Source organism: Nostoc sp. (assembly GCF_036917615.1).
Lineage (GTDB): Bacteria > Cyanobacteriota > Cyanobacteriia > Cyanobacteriales > Nostocaceae > Nostoc.
In genome coordinates this window covers 61,866-77,225 of sequence record NZ_JBALCZ010000077.1, presented here as the reverse complement: position 1 = coordinate 77,225, position 15,360 = coordinate 61,866, and the positions used below count along the sequence as shown (strand labels likewise).

Here is a 15,360-nt window from a genome sequence, read left to right as displayed (position 1 = left end):
AAGAGATTAACTTGAATTAGATGATGTTTCAGATATGAACAGTCAACTAAAATCCGTTGTCAATACTACTCGGTTCAAAGATTTGTAGGTTGGGTTGTACCTTGCTTCCACGTTCGCGCTAGCGTCTCCGTTGGCGCAGCCTCTCCGTCAGGAGAAGCAGAAGTGGTACGGAGTGAAACCCAACAAATCCTTGAAAATGTTGGGTTTCGTTTCTCAACCCAACTTACACCTACACCGAAGTGATTTTTTAGGCTTAACCGAGCAGTCTTGAATCCGTTGTGAGTGATTTAGAACATTAGGATATTGAAATAATACCCGTTTGCTAGCGGAGATTTCCAGGTCGTTATGCTATCCACTTGTTAAAATTAGGATGTTGCAAAACATCTTATTCATCATAGGGATTGAAACGCTTGAAACTTACTAAAATCATTAATTAGAACGACTTAAATAATTCACGCTATGTCATTGCGAATGAAACGAAGTGTAATGAAGCAATCGCAAGGGTTTCACTGATTTTACATTCTGTTACATAGTTTGATTTATTTCCACCGACTTACTTATTGGGGATTGAAATTAAGACCATGTTAAAAATCATAAACCTGAAAAATATCTCCAAAAAATTTGCTATAGCCAGAAATTGTGCTTCTTTCAAAGAAAATGAGGCAATGAGAGCGATCGCATATAGCATGGATTTACTACTCCCTGGTTTGTATATATGGCTACTTGGTTTTAGTTTTCGCATTGGTGGGAGCGTACCAGATGATATTCCCTATAAATACCCCGGTAAAATTCACGAGTTAACTGGAATTGCTTTAGTATTACCAGGATATAGAATTTTTACGACTTACCAGGGTAGCTATGACCCTAAACAGACATCAAATACAGGGGATAACAGCTTTTAATTGTACGGTTCTCGACTCAAATACTTTTGAAACCTTAATGACTCAGGCAGGGTATTCAATCTCAGGTAGCGCACCTGCACAGTCTAATAGAATAAAAGTATGGTGGATTCATAACGAATACCCAAGAGTCGAATCCGTATATAGTCCAGACAATAGAATAGTGATAACGGCGTATCATATTAACTGATATTTTTTATTTCTATTAACTAATTTCCAACATGGGCAGAAAGTTTTGGTTGACAGGATTTTTGTAGTTTGTGATAGTTTCACCAGCAAAATAAATTAGCCATCTCCTATAACCGATTCCAGTTCTTGAGACAGCGAATGTACGTCACTGGATGTTGAGGCAGGCAAGTAGACTGTAAATTGAGTACCTTTGCCTACCTGACTGTAAACATTGACAAAACCACCGTGATTCTTAATAATACCCAACGCCGTAGAAAGTCCTAAACCTGTACCTTTGCCTACCTCTTTGGTGGTGAAAAATGGTTCAAAAATCCGTTGCTGGACTGACGACGACATCCCCATACCAGTATCCGTCACTATGATCGCAATATAAGAACCGACTTTCGCATCAATATTTATCTGGGCAGAATCTTCACCAATCACCAGATTTTCCGCCGCAATCCTCAATATACCACCATTAGGCATAGCGTCACGAGCGTTGACTACTAAATTTATCAGCACTTGATGCAGTTGAGTTGTGTCTCCACGGACGTACCACAGATTTTTAGGGATATCTATTTGGCAAATAATGGATTCGGGGAATGTTTGAGCGATAATTTGCTCGATTTCTGCCATCAAAGGCTGAATTTGCACAATTGTCGGTTTGCCTTCAATACCCCGTGCAAAGGACAAAACTTGCTTGAGCAAATTAGCACCACGTTTAACATTATTTTCTAAAGTTTGCAGTATTTGCTGACTCTGCGAATCGGGCAATTTCTTCTGCAACAGTTGAACTGACATTAAAATTGGGGATAGTATATTGTTGAGGTCATGGGCGATACCGCTAGCTAGAGTGCCGATACTCTCTAAACGTTGCGATCGCAGAAGTTGAGCTTCCAGTTGTTTGTAGTGCGTAATCTCGGTATTCACACTCAAAATGGATTTAGGTTGTCCATGATCATCTGGTATCAGTGTCCACCGACTTTCAACGATAATTATTTTGCCTTCCCTTGTTAGTTGATGCAACTCACCTCGCCACTCACCCGTATTCATCACCCTCAAGTAAGCATCTTCTAGCTGTGGTGAAGTGTCTTTATCCAAAAGTTGCAAAACATTCTTACCCATAACTTCCTCAGCCTTCCAGCCGTACAGACGTTCAGCACCTTTATTCCAAAACAAGATTTGGTTGTGGATATTTCGCACCAGAATCGCCTCAGTTGATACATCCAGCAGCAACCCTTGTTCACGAATTTTCTGTTCTGCCTGTTTTTGCTGGGTTATATCTCGCATCAATGCCAAATGGATGAACGTGCCATCAGATTCGTTACGCAGTGGTACGGCATAGGTTTCCATGTAGCGGCGGGTACCTTTAAATCCCACGATTTCAAACTCCAAAGTCCCCTTGTTACCTTGGCAGACACTTTCATGCATCTCGGCAAAGGCTGCTCTATACTCTGGCACAATTACGGTATCAATTGGTTTACCAATCAAGACATCAGCACTTTCCACTTCCATCATTGCCAGTCCATAGGCATTAATTTCTAAAAGGGTACCATCCCTGGCAATTAACTTGATGCATTCTGGTTCTGCATCTATCATGGCTCCTAAACGATTTTCGCTTTGGCGTCGGGCCAGTTCAGTTTGCTGAAGTTGCCTGATATAAAGCCACAACAAGTCATACAGCAACGCCACCAGCACAAAATCCACAATCACAGCGATAAAAAATGTGACTATCGCCTTTTGGGAACTTGCTTGTGACTCCTGCATTCGCGGCTGTAATAAATTTTGCTCCGCCTTTAAAGAGTCGTGAATCAGCTGTTGAATCTCTTTGCCAATTTGCTTGTCTTTGCCAGATAAGATTTGCTGCCGAACTGCTTCTAATCCCTGGTTTTGTCTGAGGTAAATTTCTTGTTGCAGGATGTTGAGTCTGTTGGTAATTTTCGGCTCCAACAAAGAAATCCACTGCTGCTTTTGATGGTTATCAGCAGTTAACTTGCTGAGAATCTGAATATTGCTATTAGTTTGTTGATCAGCTGCAAAATAGGTTTGGAGATCATCTGCATCTGCTGTAATTAGGTAATTACGTTGTGCCGTTTCAGTATCTTTAAGTAGAGATTGGATACTTTCAAGTTGGGTAATAACTTCATAGTAATATGTGACCCATTGCTGATTGTGAATCAGCTTAACAGTGTTGGCATAGGAGACTACAGCATTACTAAATATAACTGCCAATGCTAGGACGAATATTACTTTCAGCTTTTGGACTTGATACCATTTTTTGATCATGCGATCGCCCTTTCTGCCGCAGATAACCTTCATCAGTTAAGATTAAAGATTAAAAACAAATACTGAGAATATTTTAAGGATTTTGATAACACGGGTAACAAAATACAATCTGTTATAGTTGTAAATATCTGGATTTTAGGCGATGATAATTTATACATAATAATCACAAACAAATCCGCTAATTTTTAATATAAATTCATTTTTAACAGTAGTATAGCCAATGCAGTTTGGTTCAAATAATTTGCCTATGCATAGTATTTGTAGTTGCAATGCAACGTCTCTTGTTTTAAATTGTAATTAACCCTACAGTATCCGTAAATCCAAAACGAAACCAGGTGATATATCTTCTCCAGACAAGCTCGTAGGAAACTCTAATACTTCTTTTGATTGTCCTTGTCTAGAAATTTTGACGCAATGTATTTTTCAATCAATTAGCCAACCAAGTCGCACTTTATATTCGCCCATCTTGGCTTGCGTCTGGCTCAAACTATCAGATGGGGACATTAGCTCTAAAACAAAATCAGGAGCAATGGGAGGAAATTTCTCGCGCTGTTCGGTACTGAGGGCGTTCCATCTTTCTAACTGTATCCAGGATACATCGGAGGAACGGTCGGGGCCGTTAGGAAGTTTAAAACAAGTCGAGGAGTCGAATACTTCTGCAAGTTGGGTTTGTTCGTTCCACACCACAAACCGTGTAGTAAGTTTGGCATTGCATTTTCCAGTTTCCCCTCAGTTGGTGGCATTACAATTAATTCTCCGCTTTTGATTTGCATTTCCAGCTTCTGGCTGGAAAGTAGGTTTGAAACCCACCTTTGTGGGTAAAGCCTCGTGTAGACGTGGTTTCTAACCGCCCTTTTAACTGAATTGAAAACAGCGAAGTTATTCTCCAATAAGCTTGACATGATTCAAGCAATATGTTGATAATTGTAGTCTGTGGAAACTTTACTTCTTAATATAAGCTCTTGGCTAACGTCATTGTCATAGGTGCCCAATGGGGCGATGAAGGAAAAGGTAAAATAACAGACTTACTCAGCCGTTCGGCAGATGTTGTGGTACGTTACCAAGGGGGTGTCAATGCTGGACACACGATTGTAGTCAAAGGTCAGACCTTTAAGCTGCACTTGATTCCCTCTGGTATTTTGTATCCAAATACCGATTGCATTATCGGCTGTGGAACAGTCATCGATCCACAGATTTTGATCGGAGAACTCGACCAACTAAAAGAATTAAATGTTTCCACTGACCACCTGCTGATATCTGAGACAGCCCACGTAACGATGCCTTATCATCGGTTGATTGACCAGGCATCCGAAGAACGACGGGGAAGCCATAAGATCGGTACAACAGGTCGGGGCATTGGACCGACTTATGCTGACAAGTCAGAACGTACAGGCATTCGGGTTTTAGACTTGATGGACCCCGATGGGCTACGTGAGAAGTTGGAGTGGACGATTAATTATAAAAACGTCATTTTAGAAAAGCTTTACAACTTGCCACCTCTAGATGCACAAGAGGTGATTGAACAGTATTTGGGGTATGCAGAACGCTTGCGACCTTACGTTGTTGATACATCGTTGAAAATATCTGATGCAATAGGGCGACGGCGCAATATTTTGTTTGAAGGCGCACAAGGTACCCTCCTTGACCTAGATCACGGAACTTATCCCTATGTCACCTCCTCTAACCCTGTGGCGGGGGGGGCTTGCGTTGGTACAGGGGTAGGGCCGACAATAATTGACCGGGTAATTGGGGTGTCGAAAGCCTATACAACCCGTGTGGGAGAGGGCCCATTTCCCACGGAATTGGATGGAGAGTTGGGAGAATTATTGTGCGATCGCGGTGCCGAATTTGGCACAACCACCGGACGCAAACGGCGTTGCGGCTGGTTTGATGCTGTCATCGGTCGCTATGCCGTGCAGATTAACGGCATGGATTGTATGGCGCTCACCAAACTGGATGTCCTCGATGAATTAGACTCAATCCAAGTTTGTGTCGCCTATGACATTGATGGCGATCGCACCGAACACTTCCCCACCAGTTCCCGTAAATTTGCCAGATGTCGCCCGATCTACAAAACCTTACCAGGATGGCAAGTGTCAACAACTGACTGCCGCACCCTAGAAGACTTGCCACAGCAAGCACTGGATTATCTAAAATTCTTAGCCGAATTAATGGAAGTCCCAATTGCGATCGTCTCACTAGGAGCAAGCCGCGATCAAACCATAATTGTAGAAGACCCCATCCACGGCCCCAAACGCGCTTTATTGCACCCCGATGGCACACCTGCTACTTTGCTGAGTGCGTAAATTAGTCATCAGTTTTTTGCTAATGACTAATGACTAATGACTAATGACTAATGACTAAGGACAACTTTTATGGCGATTACAGTCGAATCTCAAAAACGTCTAGAAGGCAGCAAGCCAAGAGCTTTACGCCGTTCTGGATTGATACCTGCCAATTTATACGGTCACAAGGGTACAGAGTCAATTTCTTTGACTATTGATGCCAAAACTGTTGAGCGCTTGCTCAAAAGGGCTTCAGTCAACAACACCTTGATTGATTTAAATATTACTGATGTACCTTGGCGCGGTAAAGCCCTGCTACGGGAACTTCAGATGCATCCAGCAAAAGGTACGCCTTACCACCTCAGCTTTTTTGCAGTTGCAGGCCACGGCGACATGACTGTAGAAGTACCGCTGCGTTTTCTGGGAAATGCTGTTGGTGTTAAACAAGAAGGTGGTTTTTTAGACACTGTTATCACTGAGTTGCAAGTGAGCTGTGCGCCGGAAAACATCCCTGAAATAATTGAAATCGATGTCTCTAACCTGCAAATCGGAGATAGCTTACGTATTCAGGAGCTAGTCTTGCCTCAAGGTGTTACAGTGCTTGGTGATACGGAGCAAGTCGTAGTTAGCGTTTCACAGCCGCAAATCAGCGCTGCTGCTGAGGATGAGGCTGAGTTAGAGGGTGAAACAGCCCCTGAACCTACGTAAAGTGTGTAATAATTTTTGATGATACCAGGGGGGAACTCCTGGTTTTTTTGTATTTGAACCGCTTAAGGCGCCCAGAGCGCAGAGGAAAGAGATGACAGAAGCGACTCTTCCAGTCTTAATTCAGCAAATGTTGCAGCCGGGATTTTATCCCCATGCGGTAACAGAACCCATTCAACTAATTCAAACCCATATTTCTTATGTGCTGTTAACTGGGGATTACGCCTATAAGCTGAAAAAAGCTGTGAATTTTGGCTTTTTGGACTTTTCCACCTTAGATAAGCGGCAGCATTTTTGTCAGGAAGAGTTACGGTTAAATCAACGGGGTGCCGGTGAACTGTATTTAGAAGTTTTGCCTATAACTTTGGTAGGGGAGCAATATCAGTTAGGGGGAACGGTCGAGGCTGTAGAATACGTGCTGAAGATGCGCCAGTTTCCTCAAGAGTCGCTATTAAGTACACTTTTTGAACAGGGTGAGTTAAATGAGACACGCCTAGAAGAGTTGGGACGGGTGGTGGCTCAATACCATGCGGAAGCACAGACGAATGATTACATTCGCACTTTTGGTGAAGTCCCAAAAGTTCGGGCTGCATTTGACGAGAATTATCAGCAAACTGAGAAGTATATTGGTGGCCCCCAAACGCAGGCGCAATTTACAGAAACAAAGCAATATACAGATAACTTTTTTGCAGAACGTCCAGAATTATTTGCTAGCAGAATTCACAACAACTATATTCGTGAATGTCACGGGGATTTACACCTAAGAAATATTGCCCTGTGGCACGATAAAATCTTGCTGTTCGATTGCATTGAGTTTAATGAGCCGTTTCGCTTTGTCGATGTGATGTACGATGTGGCGTTTACGGTGATGGATTTGTCAGCGCGGCAGCGCAAAGACTTGGGTAATGCGTTTTTGAATGCCTACATAGAGCAAACTGGAGGCTGGGAAGGCTTGCAGGTGCTACCCTTGTATTTAAGTCGTCAGGCTTATGTCCGGGCAAAGGTAACTTCATTTTTGCTAGATGATCCGAGTGTACCCGCGACAGTAAAGGAAGAGGCGACAAAAACCGCCGCTGACTATTACAAACAGGCTTGGGACTATACTAAACCAAAACTGGGACAACTAATTTTGATGTCGGGGTTGTCGGGTTCTGGTAAAAGTACCACAGCAAGGTATTTAGCCCGTGAACTAGGAGCGATTCACCTTCGTTCAGATGCAGTGCGGAAGCATTTAGGGGGAATTCCCCTGTGGGAAAAGGGTGGCGATGATTTGTATACACCTGAGATGACCGAGAAAACTTACACACGACTGTTGGAACTGGGAATTATACTGACTAAACAAGGTTTTTCGGTAATTTTAGATGCCAAATATGATAGACAGCAGTTACGGCAAGAAGCGATCGCAGAAGCTACAAAGCACCAACTTACCCTTCAGATTATCCAATGCACAGCACCTCTTGAAGTTTTAAAAGAGCGTTTGAACAATCGCACTGGTGATATCGCTGATGCCACCGCCGATTTATTAGCCTCACAAATCAAACAAGCTCAACCTTTCACTGAAGAAGAACAATCCTACGTAAAGATTTTCGATACAACTCAACCACGACAGGCACAATTAAAAGAATTCGTAATGACGCTCGCGGACTCGCTAACGCTGCGCTAACGTAATTCTTAATTCGTAATTTTTAATTGAATCGAAAATTACAAATTAGGAATTAGTAATTAGTTAATAGCCTTTTTTACCTATGGCAGACAAAAAGAACGACTTATTCAGTATTTCTCCCAGCTTCTTTTCTCAGCTGTTATTTGGGGCATTTTTAACATTTATATTAATAATGACCGGCTCGGCACCAGCTCTGGGCATCTTCTTAGGTATCATGGGGGGTTTCATCTTAAGCTGGATCACAAATGTAACCAATAATAGCACCCAAGCTCCAACTGTAGCTTCTTCTGATGGCGTCGATACGGGACTGAAATACTGGTTATTTTTCATGCTTGGCTTTGTATATTTGGGATATCCAGCACCCATGAGTATCTTGCTAGGTGGAATAGGCGCTTTAGCTGGAGGCTGGATTACTGCTTGGTGGGGAAGTAAGGAAGTAACTAGAACTCAGTTGCAAGTTGAAGAGTCAGAAGAGGGTGAAGTTGAACCAACGAACGAGAGGAACAACAAACGGCAAACAAGAAGAACCGCCCGTCGTTACCGTCGCACTGCTGGAAGTAGTTTCAATTTCAGGTTTTGGGAAAAAAAGTAGTAATTTGGGCATTGGGGAGCCAGCGCCGTGGGCGGGTTTCCCGACTTGTTCGCGTAGCGTCTCCCTTCAAAGAGGCGACTGGCGTCATTGGGTATTGGTCAATAATCAATAGTTCTTCTTCCCCTGCTTCTTTCGTAGTCCCTATTCCCTATTCCCCATGCCCCAATAATATGTTTATTATATCTATCTAAATTACTGCCACTATTTTTTTATCCACTAGGACTAGCCTGCGCGAGCTTGGTAGTAGCATTAGTAACATTGTAGAAACGACCGCGCACTGCGGCGATCGCAATTGCTTTTGCCCTAACTTTATTGCTATTTTGTAGTAATGCTTGGACTGCTAAATCATTAGTGCGATCGCTAGAATGGCAAAATCTTCCACCAGCCCAAATACCAGTTACAGAAGCGATTGTGGTTTTGGGTGGCGCAACCAAATCCGCTTTTCCCCCAAGACCTACCGTCGATTTGAGTGAATCAGGCGACCGCGTGATTTATGCTGCACAACTATATCGCCAGAAAAGAGCGCCTATAATCATTCTGAGCGGAGGCCGCATTGATTGGCGTGGAAGTGGTTCACCAGAGTCGGCAGATATGGCAACAATACTCACATCTATTGGTATTCCATCTGAGGCGATTGTCCAAGAACCTGACTCTCTGAATACTTATCAAAATGCAGTGAATGTCCGAAAAATTTTGTCATCTCGTGGGATTCGTCAAGTATTATTAGTTACTTCGGCAATACACATGCCGCGATCGCTTCAGATTTTCCAGCGTCAAGCAATCAATGCCATTCCTGCACCCACTGACTTTCTGGTTACTGAGGGTGAGTTGCAAGAACTCGCCAGCAGTCCCAAAGCCGCTATACTAAATTTATTACCTGATACCGACAACTTACACCAATTTACCACCGCTTTAAAAGAGTACATTGGTTCTTTAGTTTATCGCTTACGCGGTTGGCTTTAATCAAATTATGAATTATGAATTTTTAACTCCTAACTCCTAACTCCTAACTTTATTAACATTATGTCTAAAAACTTACCTTATATTATGCCATCCCCTCAACCTCAAGTTGAGGAAGCTTTTGCCGCTTACCAAACAACCCACCAGTTCTACCACGAAGTTCGGTCACGGTCAGAGTTTCAGCGTTATTGTGAATGGTATTATACAACAGCAGAACAGCACCGCCAAGAGCTTAAAAGAATGCGCGGCGAACTGAATATTTTCCAGTGGTTTCGCCGCCGATGAGCCATTTAGATGACTTCTAACTCATTTTCACGTAAATGGGCTTTAAACTTTTTACTAAACTTAACTAAAATCGGCAGATTAGCGCTTACGGGTCTGCCTTGCCATTGGGTGGCAATACCTGTAACTTCGCCTTCTGTGCCTTTGATGTCAAAAGCCTGATTCCGATGTTCAGGATGATGATACACTACTACCGAATCTTTAACGCGGATGCGATCGCCAACTTTCATAACAACATTTACACCTAGCATTTGCTTTTTCACAAGTATCTGCTACAAAATATATGATTAAATTGCTTAAAATTTGATTTAATCAGTTATTTCTTGACGCTTCACAGGGGTGCGACGGCGCATTTAACCCTCTGCATCCAGGCACGTTTTAGCTATCCGTGCATACTTTTGCAAGTTTTTGCCGCGTTAATATTTATCGCTCCCACCTTCCGGTTTTACCCCATAACCTGGGAAACGAAAGAAAATGAAGCGATATCAAATGTGCTTAGTACTTTGACAAGAGATATAACCCTTTTATCTTCACTCTAGGATGTTCCCCAGGTCAACTCTCTCACCAATTTTCGTGGATAGCAGACGCGCTGTTATTATCGAATGTACTCTGACCTCACTTCCATTCCTCTCTCCTAAAATGAGAGAGGCTTTGAATCCAATACGCTTGGGTTAAAGCCAAAAACCAAAACCAGCGTAGGTTGGAGAGCCACTGCGTTGCGTATTTTCCAAGAGTTGTTCGCTCTTAGCGTTCCCGCTATGATAGCAAGTGGCGTTTGAGGAACGTAGCAAGATCCCGAAGGGTAACCCAACATTTTAGCGACTTTGTTGGGTTTCACTACGTACCCCTACAATACAAGCAAGCTACAACCCAACCTACAATTATCCGTAACTCAAGCATATTAGCTTTGAATCTTACCCCCCTTCCCTTGTAGGGGAGCCAGTGCATTGCGTATTTTCCAAGAGTTGTAGCAACTGGCGTAAGGGGTTGGGGGTTAGGTCTTTATTGGACTCAACACAGAAACGCTATAGAGTATAACCAAAATTTGCTTGCTTAATAAAATCGCGGAAGCTGGAATGGTAAAGACTGTAGCGGATTTCCCCATCAATTTGAGGCATTGCACCCTTGCGCGTCTCCCCTTCTCTCATTCGTGAAAGGCTAGGGCGTGTTTTCAAACTCAAAAAGTAGGTTGGGTTAAGCGTAGCGCAACCCAACCTACTTTTAAGTCTAATTTGGGGTTTGAAAACAGTCCCTAGCGCCTGCCGTAGGATGCCCAAAGGGCTGTAGGGAGAAGCAAGTGCCGTCCTGGAGTGTTAAAAACTCACGCCAATTTTCTAGAACTTGGCTCACTAGTTATCGCCACTTTATTGTCCGTCATCCTAAATGTAGAAGCCGTTCTTACCAACATTCTAATATTCATCATCAACATTGGAACATTCATAAGCAATATTGCAATGTTCCTGATCAACATGAGAATATTTCTTATCAATACTGGAATATTCATCATCAACATTCGGACATTCATAAGGAATATTGCAATGTTCCTAATCAACATGAGAATATTTCTTATCAATACTAAAATATTCATCATCAACATTACAATATTTTGGTGTAATATATTTTCCAGTCCCCATTCTTTACTTTCCAGGCGGACAAAGTTGCTGTATTCTTTGAGGAAGTTGCCGACACATCTGCTGGAATCCTTGAGGATTAAATTGCCACCAAGCAAATAATCCCAAACTTGTACCTCCCACAAGCAACGCCAACACTCCCCCTAGCATTACCAAACGTTTACCCCGATTAGGTTTTGTAATTACGGTTGGTGGGATTTCTGGGCTGGTAAATGGTTCTTCTGAAAGATCCAAATCTAGATCCAAATCTAAATCCAAATCTAGAAGCGATCGCGAACTTTCTGTCAAGGAAATTGGTTCCTCTTGTTCCTCTTGTATTTCTGCTTCTATAATCTCTTCTGGCAACGCCGGAGTCATAGGTACTAAGTATTCCGGGGAGACACGGTAATAAGTGAGAACAACCGACGTATTATCACGCCCATTTTTTTCGTTTGCCAAGTTAATCCAGTTGCGGACAGCATCTTCAACTGTCACTTCACCTGTTAACACCGGTATTGCATAATTTTGCCAAGATTGTTCCACCCAGTTATTGTCACTTAAACCATCAGAACACAGTAGCAAGATGCCATCTTCTTCCACAATGAATCGCTGAACCTTGAGACGCAAAGATTCTGCATCTCTTGTCCCCAATGCTTGAGTTAGGGCACTAGCATCTGGTCTAAGAAGTGCCTTTCGATACAAGCTTTTAGCAAAGCGGACTTCCCGCGTTGCCACATCATCATCTACTGTCAGTAGTTGACAATAATTGTGAGTAATCCAATAGGCACGGCTATCGCCAACATTAGCCAAGTAAAGTTCATGGGTATTATTTGATTGCCATCCAGTACTAGTCTGCACTCGTTGCGGAACTTGTAGCGCCATTACAATGGTTGTAGCCATGCGTTCTCTGCCTTGGCGTTTTTGTTCGTTATTGCGGGCACAAAGCAGATTATTTACCACCCGCAAGCTTGCTTCTAGTTGTTCCTGCAACAACTCTGGTAGTACAAGTACAGTTTGTTCTGTAACCTCCGTTAGTAAAGCGCGAATTTGCAACTTTACAGACTGCACTGCCAACTTACTGGCAACCTCGCCGCCTTCGTGTCCACCAATGCCATCGCAAACAATCGACAAGTAAGGCAATAAGAGTTCATCTAAGTCACTCAAAACATTGGGGTAGCAAGCGTCTTCATTTTGTGCCATAATTGGCCCAATATCTGTAGAGCCTGCCACCTTCAGGACTAATGGTAATTCTGCCGCAGATGCTAGTAGTAAATTATTGAGTTGAATATTAATAGCCTCTAACTCAACCTCAGTTTCACACATCTGCTGGACTATGTTCTGTAAGCCTTTGGCTACTGATGCCTTTGCAGACGCTACCCAAAACTGCCAACACTCACCCAGATTTTGTAAACTCAGTTTCTCATCTGCTGGTGTTTGGTAGAGTTCCAACAGTCGCACACACCAACCCTGGACTCTCAAATTATCTACTACCAGTAAACTGTGGCTAAGTCCCAATTCTGATAAAGGTGTCCAAAGTTGGAGAATTTGCCACAGCCAATAAACTTGTCGTACCCCCGTTGCTTGCTCCCATGCCTCAACAATAGTTGGATAGATATTTCCTGTCTCATCTATCGGCACATTTTCCAATAAGAGGATATCAGTTGTATTTCCCTCAAGGTCACTAGCAAATCCATAAGCCTGGGGCAGATGCAACCGCTCTTGATATAATCGTAGATAAGGAATTACTTCCTTTGGCAATTCTTCAGATACATCTGGCGGCAGTCCCGGTTGAGTATCTAGCCAAATCTGGTGACTAATTACTTCGTATCTATCTGCAACCTTTGTACCTGGTGGGATTTGAGCAGACGATGAGCCAGTAGCCCAAAGATAGCGGTGAACTAAAGGAGTTTGGCAACTAGCACAAACACTATCTCCCATAGGATTAATGGGGCGATTACAGCCTGGATTTATGCAATAAATTATCAGTTGAGTAGAAATCATAAAGCTATAAATTTAAAAAATCAATCAACTCATGAACTTCGATTAATTTTAGCTGGCAATGACTTGAAGGGTAGAATAGACTGGATTTGTGTACCGCTAGCTATACCTTGTTACTGAAATTAATCAAAATTATTGGTAAAAAAACCAAGTTTTGCTTTCTGTAAATAACTTAAGTCTGGCTGTATCTAATCGTAGAAATGCATTTACGTCAATGTAGAGTTTAGGATGGCGCTATGCCAAGTCTTACCTTAATCTGGCTTCTGGCGGGAGCGGTTCTGTGTCTAATGGAACTGTTCTTACCATCGGCGTTTGTCGCCTTCATGATGGGAATTAGCGCTTTTGTAGTGGCGCTGCTGTCTGGAGTGGGTTTGGGAAGTGTATGGTTGCAAGTTATAGTTTGGCTATTATTTTCCACCACACTAGTTTTGCTTTCCCGTCGGTTTTTGCAACCGCGACAACGCAAATCTAAAATTCGGGATGCAGTTATAGCTGAAACCTTAACAGAAATTCTGCCTGGGAAAACAGGGCGGGTGCTGTATGAGGGAAATTCTTGGCAGGCACGATGTGACGATGACAAATTCACCATATCACCCCATCAAAGAGTTTATGTGGTTAGGAGAGAAGGTACTACTTTGATTGTGATACCAGAAAATTTGTTGAATTCTTAGTCATTAGTCATTAGTCATTAGTCATTAGTCATTAGTCATTAGTCATTAGTCATTAGTCATTAGTCATTAGTCATTAGTCATTAGTCATTAGTCGTTTTTCTCCCTCGCCCCTGCCCCTTCTCCTTTCTAGTGACACCTTTTTAGTTAAAAATCAGGAGATTCACAATGGAACAGTTCTTTTTGCTCGTCTTTTTAGCCCTTGGTGGTTCTGCCGTAGCGGGGTCTGTGAAAGTCGTCAATCAGGGCAATGAAGCTTTGGTAGAAAGATTGGGTAGTTATAACAAAAAACTGGAACCAGGACTAAACTTTGTCATTCCTTTCGTAGATAGAATTGTCTACCGAGAAACTATCCGAGAAAAAGTCTTAGATATTCCTCCCCAACAGTGCATCACCCGTGACAACGTTGGCATTGAGGTGGATGCAGTGTTTTACTGGCGGATCGTGGATATGGAAAAAGCCTGGTACAAGGTAGAAAATCTTCAGGCGGCAATGGTAAACATGGTGCTGACTCAAATTCGCGCCGAAATGGGGCAACTGGAGTTGGATCAAACCTTTACTGCTCGTTCCCACATCAGTGAACTTTTATTACAGGATTTGGACGTTGCTACCGATCCTTGGGGTGTGAAAGTGACGCGGGTAGAACTGCGAGATATTATTCCCTCTCAGGCAGTGCGAGAATCGATGGAATTGCAAATGTCGGCAGAACGACGCAAACGGGCAGCAATTTTAACTTCTGAGGGGGAACGCGAAGCTGCTGTTAATAGCGCCAGAGGTAAAGCTGACGCGCAAATCCTGGATGCAGAAGCTCGTCAAAAATCGACAATTCTGCAAGCAGAAGCTGAACAAAAAGCGATCGTTCTGAAAGCTCAAGCAGAACGTCAGCAACAAGTTCTAAAAGCGCAGGCGATCGCAGAATCAGCAGAAATTCTTGCCCAAAAACTCCACACTAACCCCAATGCGAATAAAGCAGTAGAAGTTCTGTTTGCCTTGGGCTATCTCGATATGGGCGCGACAATTGGTAAAAGCGATAGCAGTAAGGTAATTTTTATAGATCCGCGCTCCATTCCTGCTGCCTTAGAGGGTATACGCTCTGTCGTTTCAGATGGTCAGGTTAACTCTAACGAGTTGTTTTCTAAACAAATACCAGGATTAGAAAATAACCGCCCTGGTTAGGAGTAGGGGATCAGAAAAGCAGAGGAGCAGAGGAAGAATAATAACTCCTGCCTCCTGATTAATGACTA

The 15,360-nt window shown here is 42.8% G+C and carries 12 protein-coding genes and 1 pseudogene; 9 read left to right on the top strand and 4 right to left on the bottom strand.

Annotated elements, in window-relative coordinates:
• Positions 1 to 581: 581 nt before the first annotated feature.
• Positions 582 to 902, top strand: a complete 321-nt coding sequence (locus V7K85_RS27685; RefSeq protein ID WP_334818524.1) for a hypothetical protein — start codon at positions 582 to 584, stop codon at positions 900 to 902.
• A gap of 282 nt (positions 903 to 1,184) precedes the next feature.
• On the opposite strand, the gene V7K85_RS27680 is transcribed toward V7K85_RS27685, so the two are convergent.
• Both V7K85_RS27680 and V7K85_RS27675 read right to left on the bottom strand, forming a co-directional pair.
• The gene (locus tag V7K85_RS27680) at positions 1,185 to 3,386 is read right to left on the bottom strand and encodes a PAS domain S-box protein (protein WP_334818522.1); all 2,202 of its coding nucleotides are present in this window, start codon (positions 3,384 to 3,386) and stop codon (positions 1,185 to 1,187) included.
• Positions 3,387 to 3,656: 270 nt separating this feature from the next.
• Positions 3,657 to 4,111: pseudogene (locus tag V7K85_RS27675) on the bottom strand (Uma2 family endonuclease); the annotation flags it as partial.
• A 204-nt stretch (positions 4,112 to 4,315) separates the two neighbouring features.
• Between V7K85_RS27675 and V7K85_RS27670 the strand changes: the two are divergent.
• The 6 genes from V7K85_RS27670 (at position 4,316) to V7K85_RS27645 (ending at position 9,843) form a co-directional block, all read left to right on the top strand.
• On the top strand, positions 4,316 to 5,659 hold the full coding sequence (locus tag V7K85_RS27670; protein ID WP_334818520.1) for an adenylosuccinate synthase: 1,344 nt from the start codon (positions 4,316 to 4,318) through the stop codon (positions 5,657 to 5,659).
• Between the two features lie 69 nt (positions 5,660 to 5,728).
• Positions 5,729 to 6,346 (top strand): 50S ribosomal protein L25/general stress protein Ctc, encoded by a 618-nt coding sequence (locus V7K85_RS27665; protein ID WP_334818518.1) that lies wholly within the window; start codon positions 5,729 to 5,731, stop codon positions 6,344 to 6,346.
• 91 nt (positions 6,347 to 6,437) lie between these two features.
• Complete coding sequence (locus V7K85_RS27660) at positions 6,438 to 8,006, top strand: bifunctional aminoglycoside phosphotransferase/ATP-binding protein (RefSeq protein ID WP_334818516.1); 1,569 nt, start codon at positions 6,438 to 6,440, stop codon at positions 8,004 to 8,006.
• A gap of 82 nt (positions 8,007 to 8,088) precedes the next feature.
• Positions 8,089 to 8,598, top strand: coding sequence for a hypothetical protein (locus V7K85_RS27655; protein WP_334818514.1), 510 nt, complete (start codon positions 8,089 to 8,091; stop codon positions 8,596 to 8,598).
• 285 nt (positions 8,599 to 8,883) lie between these two features.
• Positions 8,884 to 9,561 carry a YdcF family protein gene (locus V7K85_RS27650; protein ID WP_334818727.1) on the top strand — a complete coding sequence of 226 codons (678 nt, stop codon included), beginning with the start codon at positions 8,884 to 8,886 and terminating at the stop codon, positions 9,559 to 9,561.
• 60 nt (positions 9,562 to 9,621) lie between these two features.
• Entirely contained in the window at positions 9,622 to 9,843 is a 222-nt protein-coding gene (locus V7K85_RS27645) for a hypothetical protein (RefSeq protein ID WP_094329446.1), read from the top strand.
• Positions 9,844 to 9,848: 5 nt separating this feature from the next.
• On the opposite strand, the gene V7K85_RS27640 is transcribed toward V7K85_RS27645, so the two are convergent.
• Entirely contained in the window at positions 9,849 to 10,070 is a 222-nt protein-coding gene (locus tag V7K85_RS27640) for a ferredoxin-thioredoxin reductase variable chain (RefSeq protein ID WP_334818725.1), read from the bottom strand.
• A 1,407-nt stretch (positions 10,071 to 11,477) separates the two neighbouring features.
• A complete protein-coding gene (locus V7K85_RS27635; RefSeq protein WP_334818512.1) occupies positions 11,478 to 13,451 on the bottom strand; it encodes a protein phosphatase 2C domain-containing protein in 1,974 nt (657 codons plus the stop codon).
• Positions 13,452 to 13,684: 233 nt separating this feature from the next.
• Between V7K85_RS27635 and V7K85_RS27630 the strand changes: the two genes are divergently transcribed.
• Both V7K85_RS27630 and V7K85_RS27625 read left to right on the top strand, forming a co-directional pair.
• Positions 13,685 to 14,119 (top strand): NfeD family protein, encoded by a 435-nt coding sequence (locus tag V7K85_RS27630; RefSeq protein WP_334818510.1) that lies wholly within the window; start codon positions 13,685 to 13,687, stop codon positions 14,117 to 14,119.
• Positions 14,120 to 14,284: 165 nt separating this feature from the next.
• Positions 14,285 to 15,292: an SPFH domain-containing protein gene (locus V7K85_RS27625; RefSeq protein ID WP_334818508.1), complete on the top strand. Its 1,008-nt coding sequence runs from the start codon at positions 14,285 to 14,287 to the stop codon at positions 15,290 to 15,292.
• The last annotated feature ends 68 nt before the right edge of the window (positions 15,293 to 15,360 follow it).